The 5,678-nt window shown below is 67.5% G+C and carries 5 protein-coding genes and 1 pseudogene; 4 read left to right on the forward strand and 2 right to left on the reverse strand.

Features of this window, described 5'->3' with window-relative positions:
- Positions 1-920 (forward strand): annotated as a pseudogene (locus P1X14_RS21475) (chromosome segregation protein); the annotation flags it as partial.
- 38 nt (positions 921-958) lie between these two features.
- On the opposite strand, the gene P1X14_RS21480 reads toward P1X14_RS21475, so the two are convergent.
- Together P1X14_RS21480 and P1X14_RS21485 are read right to left on the reverse strand one after the other, a co-directional pair.
- Positions 959-2,077 (reverse strand): glycosidase, encoded by a 1,119-nt coding sequence (locus P1X14_RS21480; protein ID WP_277317466.1) that lies wholly within the window; start codon positions 2,075-2,077, stop codon positions 959-961.
- 43 nt (positions 2,078-2,120) lie between these two features.
- Positions 2,121-2,408 (reverse strand): chorismate mutase, encoded by a 288-nt coding sequence (locus P1X14_RS21485; protein ID WP_277317467.1) that lies wholly within the window; start codon positions 2,406-2,408, stop codon positions 2,121-2,123.
- A 104-nt stretch (positions 2,409-2,512) separates the two neighbouring features.
- On the opposite strand from P1X14_RS21485, the gene P1X14_RS21490 reads away from it, so the two are divergent.
- The 3 genes from P1X14_RS21490 to hrpB form a co-directional block, all read left to right on the forward strand.
- Positions 2,513-3,523, forward strand: a complete 1,011-nt coding sequence (locus tag P1X14_RS21490; RefSeq protein ID WP_277317468.1) for a polyprenyl synthetase family protein — start codon at positions 2,513-2,515, stop codon at positions 3,521-3,523.
- Between the two features lie 32 nt (positions 3,524-3,555).
- Entirely contained in the window at positions 3,556-4,335 is a 780-nt protein-coding gene (locus P1X14_RS21495; protein ID WP_277317469.1) for a transglutaminase family protein, read from the forward strand.
- A 10-nt stretch (positions 4,336-4,345) separates the two neighbouring features.
- Positions 4,346-5,678, forward strand: a 1,333-nt coding sequence (gene hrpB / locus P1X14_RS21500) for an ATP-dependent helicase HrpB (RefSeq protein ID WP_277317470.1), incomplete at its 3' end; no start/stop codon positions are given.

Consider the following 5,678-nt stretch of genomic DNA (forward strand, 5'->3'; position numbering starts at 1 on the left):
CGTCCGCCGCACAGGCAGCCGAACGCGATGCCGAGGCCGCCCTGCGCGCCACCGAGGGTGCTGTCCGCACCGCCAACGAGGCGCTCTCGCAAGCCCGCGAAGCCCGCGCCGGTGCGCTCGCCCGCGCCGAGAACCAGGAAATGCGCCGCGTCGAAATGGGCCGCCTGTCGGGCGAGCGTTTCGAATGCCCACCGCCTTTGCTGCCCGAAAAAGCGGGCTTCAAGGAAGACACAGTCCGCGAACCGGGCGACGAAAGCTTGGCCCATGATCGGCTGATCGCCGAGCGCGAGCGGATCGGGCCGGTCAATCTGGTCGCCGAATCCGAACTCGCCGAACTCACCACCTCCGCCGAGGCCAGCGCGAAGGAACGCGACGAACTGACCCAGGCGGTGCATCGCCTGCGCGGGAGCATCGGCATGCTCAACCGCGAGGGGCGCCAGCGGCTGTTGTCCGCGTTCGAGGCGGTCGACCAGCATTTCCGCCGCCTGTTCACTACGCTGTTCAACGGCGGCCAGGCACATCTGGAACTGGTCGATTCGGACGATCCGCTCGAAGCCGGACTCGAGATCATGGCCCAGCCGCCTGGCAAGAAGCTCCAGTCGCTGACGCTGCTTTCGGGCGGCGAGCAGGCCCTGACCGCGGTGGCGCTGATCTTCGCGCTGTTCCTGACCAATCCCGCGCCGATCTGCGTGCTGGACGAAGTCGATGCGCCGCTCGACGATGCCAATATCGAGCGGTTCTGCGACCTGCTCGACCGGATGACCGAGGAAACCCGGACGCGCTATCTGATCGTGACCCACAATGCCGCGACGATGAGCCGCATGCATCGCCTGTTCGGCGTGACGATGGTGGAGCGCGGGGTCAGCCGTCTGGTATCGGTCGATCTGGGCGGCGCGATGGACGTGCTGGCAGCGGAGTGACCAAATTTCCCCTCCCGCAAGCGGAAGGGGAAAAGAAGTTACCGAAACGCCAGCTTCGGGATATGCGTGATCCGGCAGGCCAGGTCCGCCTCGCCCGAGGCCACCACATAATGATCCCCCGCGTCGACAATCCCCGTGGTGAACACCACCGGTGTCGGCAGATACATCTGGTGGGCGATATCCGCAGTCAGATCGGGTGCAGCTTCCAATAGCGGCGCGCCGTCCTCCTGCCGGATCAGCTTCGTCGGATCTTCGCGGTCGAGCAGTGCCCAGAATGTGCGGTAGACGCCGACCGCCTCGCGTTTCTCGACGCCGTGATACAGCACCAGCCACCCCTCGGGCGTCAGGATCGGCTGGGCGCCGCCGCCCATGCGCAGGCTGGTGCTGGTCCCCTTGCGCGCGCGGATGCCGGGCGTTTCGGACGGGCGCCAGTGCAGGCCGTCGGGCGAGGTCGCCATCTGGATCGCCGGCCCGCCCGCCCAGGGGCTTTCGTCCGGATAGGCGAAATACTGCTCCCCCAGCGGCCGGGTGAGCGCCATGTATTTTCCGCCCGGCTTGCCCTCGAACAGGATCATGTCCTTGTTCTGGTGATCCAGCACGATGCCCATCGGCTTGTAATCCAGCCCGTTCACCGAGTGATACATGGCGGTGCAATGCCGCTCGGCCGAGACCGAGCAGACCGTCATCCACCAGCTGCCGCCGACCAGGCTGATCCGGGCATCCTCGATCCCGTAATCCTGCCAGCTGGCACTAGGCTCGATCGCCTTGTCGTAATGGATTTTCACCACTTCGCGCGCGTCGCCGCTCAGTTCGACCGGCAGCAGCCAGGACAGCGAGGTAAGCCCGAGCAGTGCCGGGTGCCGCCCCCTCAGCGCGAAAGTGCGCGGATCGCTCATCTCGACCCCGGCCAGCGGATGCCGGTCGATCACATAGCCTTCGGGTGTCCAGCGGATCGCGCGGGCGAACCCGCCCGCAACCGGCTCGCGCAGCGCCTCGGCCACCCGCACCATCAGCAACAGGTTACCGCCCGGCAACCGCACCAGCCCGGGATTGAATGCGCCCAGCACATAGGTCGGCTCGTCCAGCGACTTGCGCAAAGGCGATTGCGTGAGGTCCACGTCATCGGGACGGAAGATCAGATAGTCGTTGGCAGCCACGGATCGCACCTCTTCAGCAGCTCATGTCGAACCATCGCGACCTTCAGGCGGTTGCTCCGCGTGCCTTCTCGTGATGCCGGATCACCTCATCGATGATGAAGCGGAGGAACTTCTCGGAGAATTCGGGATCGAGATCGGCATCCTTGGCCAGCGCGCGCAGCCGCTCGATCTGGCGCTCCTCGCGGCCCGGATCGGCGGGGGGCAGCGTGTTGGCGGCCTTGTAGGCGCCCACCGCCTGCGTGATCTTGAAGCGCTCGGCGAGCATGAACACCAATGCCGCATCGATATTGTCGATGCTCTGGCGATACCGGCTCAGCGTCTCATCGGCCATCAGGCTCTCCCTCGCGCCCCTTTTGCCCGCGAAATGCCACTGCGCAACCCTGAGTTTCCGTGTGCAGGCTTGCCTTTGGGGCCTTCTGGGGCCAGAGCGCGCCCATGAGCGCTACGATCCATCGCCTCAACTCCCGCGAGCCTTCGCTGGAGCCGATGCTGACCCTGGTCGCCCCCGGCATGAACGCGGTCAACGCGGTGATCCTCGATCGCATGCAGTCCGACATTCCGTTGATCCCGGAACTGGCCGGCCACCTGATCGCGGGCGGCGGCAAGCGGATGCGGCCGATGCTGACCCTCGCGAGCGCCGAGCTGCTCGGCTATTCGGGCACGCGCCATCACAAGCTGGCCGCTTCGGTCGAGTTCATCCACACCGCGACGCTGCTGCACGACGATGTGGTCGATTCGTCCGACCTGCGCCGCGGGCGCCGCACCGCCAACATCATCTGGGGCAACCCGGCCAGCGTGCTGGTCGGCGATTTCCTGTTCAGTCGCAGTTTCGAGCTGATGGTCGAGGATGGCAGCCTGAAGGTGCTCAAGATCCTCTCCGGCGCCAGCGCGACCATCGCCGAGGGCGAAGTCAATCAGCTGACCGCCGTGCGCCGCCTCGACCTGTCCGAGTCGCGCTATCTCGACATCATCGACGCCAAGACCGCGACCCTGTTCGCCGCCGCGTGCAAGATCGCCGCAGTGGTTGCCGAACGCGGCGAAGCGGAAGAAGCGGCGCTCGACGCCTATGGCCGCAATCTGGGCATCGCCTTCCAGCTGGTCGACGATGCGATCGATTACGTTTCGGACGCCAGCACGATGGGCAAGGATGCGGGCGACGATTTCCGCGAAGGCAAGATGACCCTGCCGGTGATCCTCGCCTATGCCCGCGGCACCGACGAGGAGCGCGCCTTCTGGAAGGCTGCGGTCACCGGCCATCGCAATTCGGACGACGACTTCGCCGAAGCGATCCGGCTGGTCCGCGCCAGCCGCGCGGTCGACGATACGCTCGCACGCGCCCGCCATTACGGCCAGCGCGCGATCGATGCGCTGGGCGGCTTCGCATCGGGCAAGGCCAAGGACGCGATGGTCGAGGCGGTCGAGTTCGCGGTCGCCCGCGCCTTTTAGTCCGGGCTGCCAGCCTGTAGGCTGGCCGCATCATGCAGCTCTCGATCCGCACCCGCCTCGATTATCGCTTCGCGCACCCGGCCGATGTGCTGCTGCAGTTCGAGGCGGCGGCGATCCCCGAACAGACGGTCGACTGGGCGCATACCCATGTCAGCGGCACCGATATGGTCCGCGTGCCGGCGCAGGACGGGATCGGCGAGCGGATGTGGGTCCGCGCCGACGGGCTGCTCCATGTCGAATATGATGCGCATGTCACCATCCGCCGCATCCTGCGCGACGCCGCAGCCTTGCCCGGACTCGATCCGCGCGAACTGCCGGGCGAGACGGTCCAGTATCTGATGCCGTCGCGCTATTGCCCGGCGGATCATTTCCAGAGCTTTGTAGAGGCCGAGTTTGCGGGGCTGAAGGGCGGCGCTCTGGTCGCGGCGATGCGCGACTGGATCGAGCAGAGTTTCACCTACACGCCCGGCGTGAGCAATTCGGACACGACCGCGCTGGACAGTTTCGTGCGGCGCCAGGGCGTGTGCCGCGACTATGCCCATGTCCTGATCACGCTGGCCCGCGCCGCCGCGATCCCGGCGCGCATGGCGAGCGTCTATGCACTGGGCGTCGAGCCGCAGGATTTCCACGCGGTCGCCGAGGTCTTTCTCGGCGGCGAATGGCATTTGATCGACGCCACCGGCATGGCGACCGAAGCCAATATGGCCAAGATCGGCGTGGGCCGCGACGCCGCAGATGTCTCGTTCATGACCGCCTATGGCTATGCCGCGTTCGAGGGCCAGCTGGTCTCGGTGCAGGCGATAACGTCCTGACACGCACGGCATGACCAGCCTCCCGATCCACGCCGTCCTGCCCGATCTGCTCGCTGCGTTGCGCGCGGGATCTAGCGCGGTGCTGGTCGCGCCGCCGGGGGCGGGCAAGACCACCGCGGTGGCGCCCGCGCTGTTGAGCGAGCCATGGGTCGAGGGCCGCGAGATATTGCTCCTGTCGCCGCGCCGCCTTGCCGCCCGCGCGGCTGCCGAGCGCATGGCTTCCAATGCAGGCGAGAGCGTCGGCAAGACCTTCGGATACGCCACGCGGATGGACAGCAAGCGATCGTCCGAGACCCGCGTGACGGTGGTCACCGAAGGCATTTTCGTGAACCGCATCCAGGCCGATCCCGAGCTGTCGGGTGTCGCTGCGGTGCTGTTCGACGAAGTGCATGAGCGCAGCCTCGACAGCGATTTCGGCCTCGCCCTTGCGCTGGACGCACAAGCGGCGCTGCGGCCCGATCTGCGCATCCTGCCCATGTCGGCGACGCTGGATGGTGCGCGTTTCTCGGCGCTGATGGGCGACGCGCCGGTGATCGAGAGCGAAGGGCGGATGCATCCGCTGGACCTGCGCCATATCGGTCGTGCCGCCGAAGCGCGGATCGAGGAGTCGGTCGCCGCCGCGGTGCGCACCGCACTGCGCGATGCCGAGGGCGGCATCCTCGCCTTCCTGCCCGGCGTGGCCGAGATCGAACGCACTGCCGAGAGGCTGGGCGACCTGGCCGGCATCGTGCTGCACAAGCTGCACGGCAGCCTGGATCCCGCCGCCGAGCGTGCCGCGATCGCGCCGGACAAGGAGGGCCGCCGCAAGATCGTGCTCGCCACCTCGATCGCCGAGACCAGCCTGACGCTGGACGGCATCCGCGTGGTGGTCGATTCGGGACTGGCCCGCCGCCCGCGCTACGATCGCGCGGCGGGGATGACGCGGTTGGTGACGGAACGCGCCAGTCAGGCTTCGGTCACCCAGCGTGCCGGCCGCGCGGCGCGACAGGGGCCGGGAGTCGCCTACCGCCTGTGGGAAGCCGCAGCCACCGCAGGCCTGCCGCGCTTCGATCCGCCGGAGATCCTCGAAGCCGATCTGTCGGCATTGACCCTCGATTGCGCGCTGTGGGGTGTGGCCGATCCGCGCGAATTGAACTGGCTCGATCCGCCGCCCGAAGCCGCCATTGCCGAGGCCCGCAAGCGGCTGACGGTGCTGGAAGCGCTCGACGGCAATGGCCGCCCGACCGCGCATGGCAAGGCTATCGCCAAGCTGCCTTTGCCGCCGCGGCTTGGCCATATGCTGGTCCGCGCGGGCGAGATCGGGCTGGCGCGGACCGCGGCGCAGGTCGCCGTGCTGCTCGGCG

The organism is Sphingomonas sp. AOB5, from assembly GCF_029433115.1.
GTDB lineage: Bacteria > Pseudomonadota > Alphaproteobacteria > Sphingomonadales > Sphingomonadaceae > Sphingomonas.

Coding starts and splice junctions, on each gene's coding strand:
- P1X14_RS21485 (WP_277317467.1), bottom strand. CDS start 2,408: ATGGCCGATGAGACGCTGAGCCGGTATCGCCAGAGCATCGACAATATC.
- P1X14_RS21490 (WP_277317468.1), top strand. CDS start 2,513: ATGAGCGCTACGATCCATCGCCTCAACTCCCGCGAGCCTTCGCTGGAG.
- P1X14_RS21495 (WP_277317469.1), top strand. CDS start 3,556: ATGCAGCTCTCGATCCGCACCCGCCTCGATTATCGCTTCGCGCACCCG.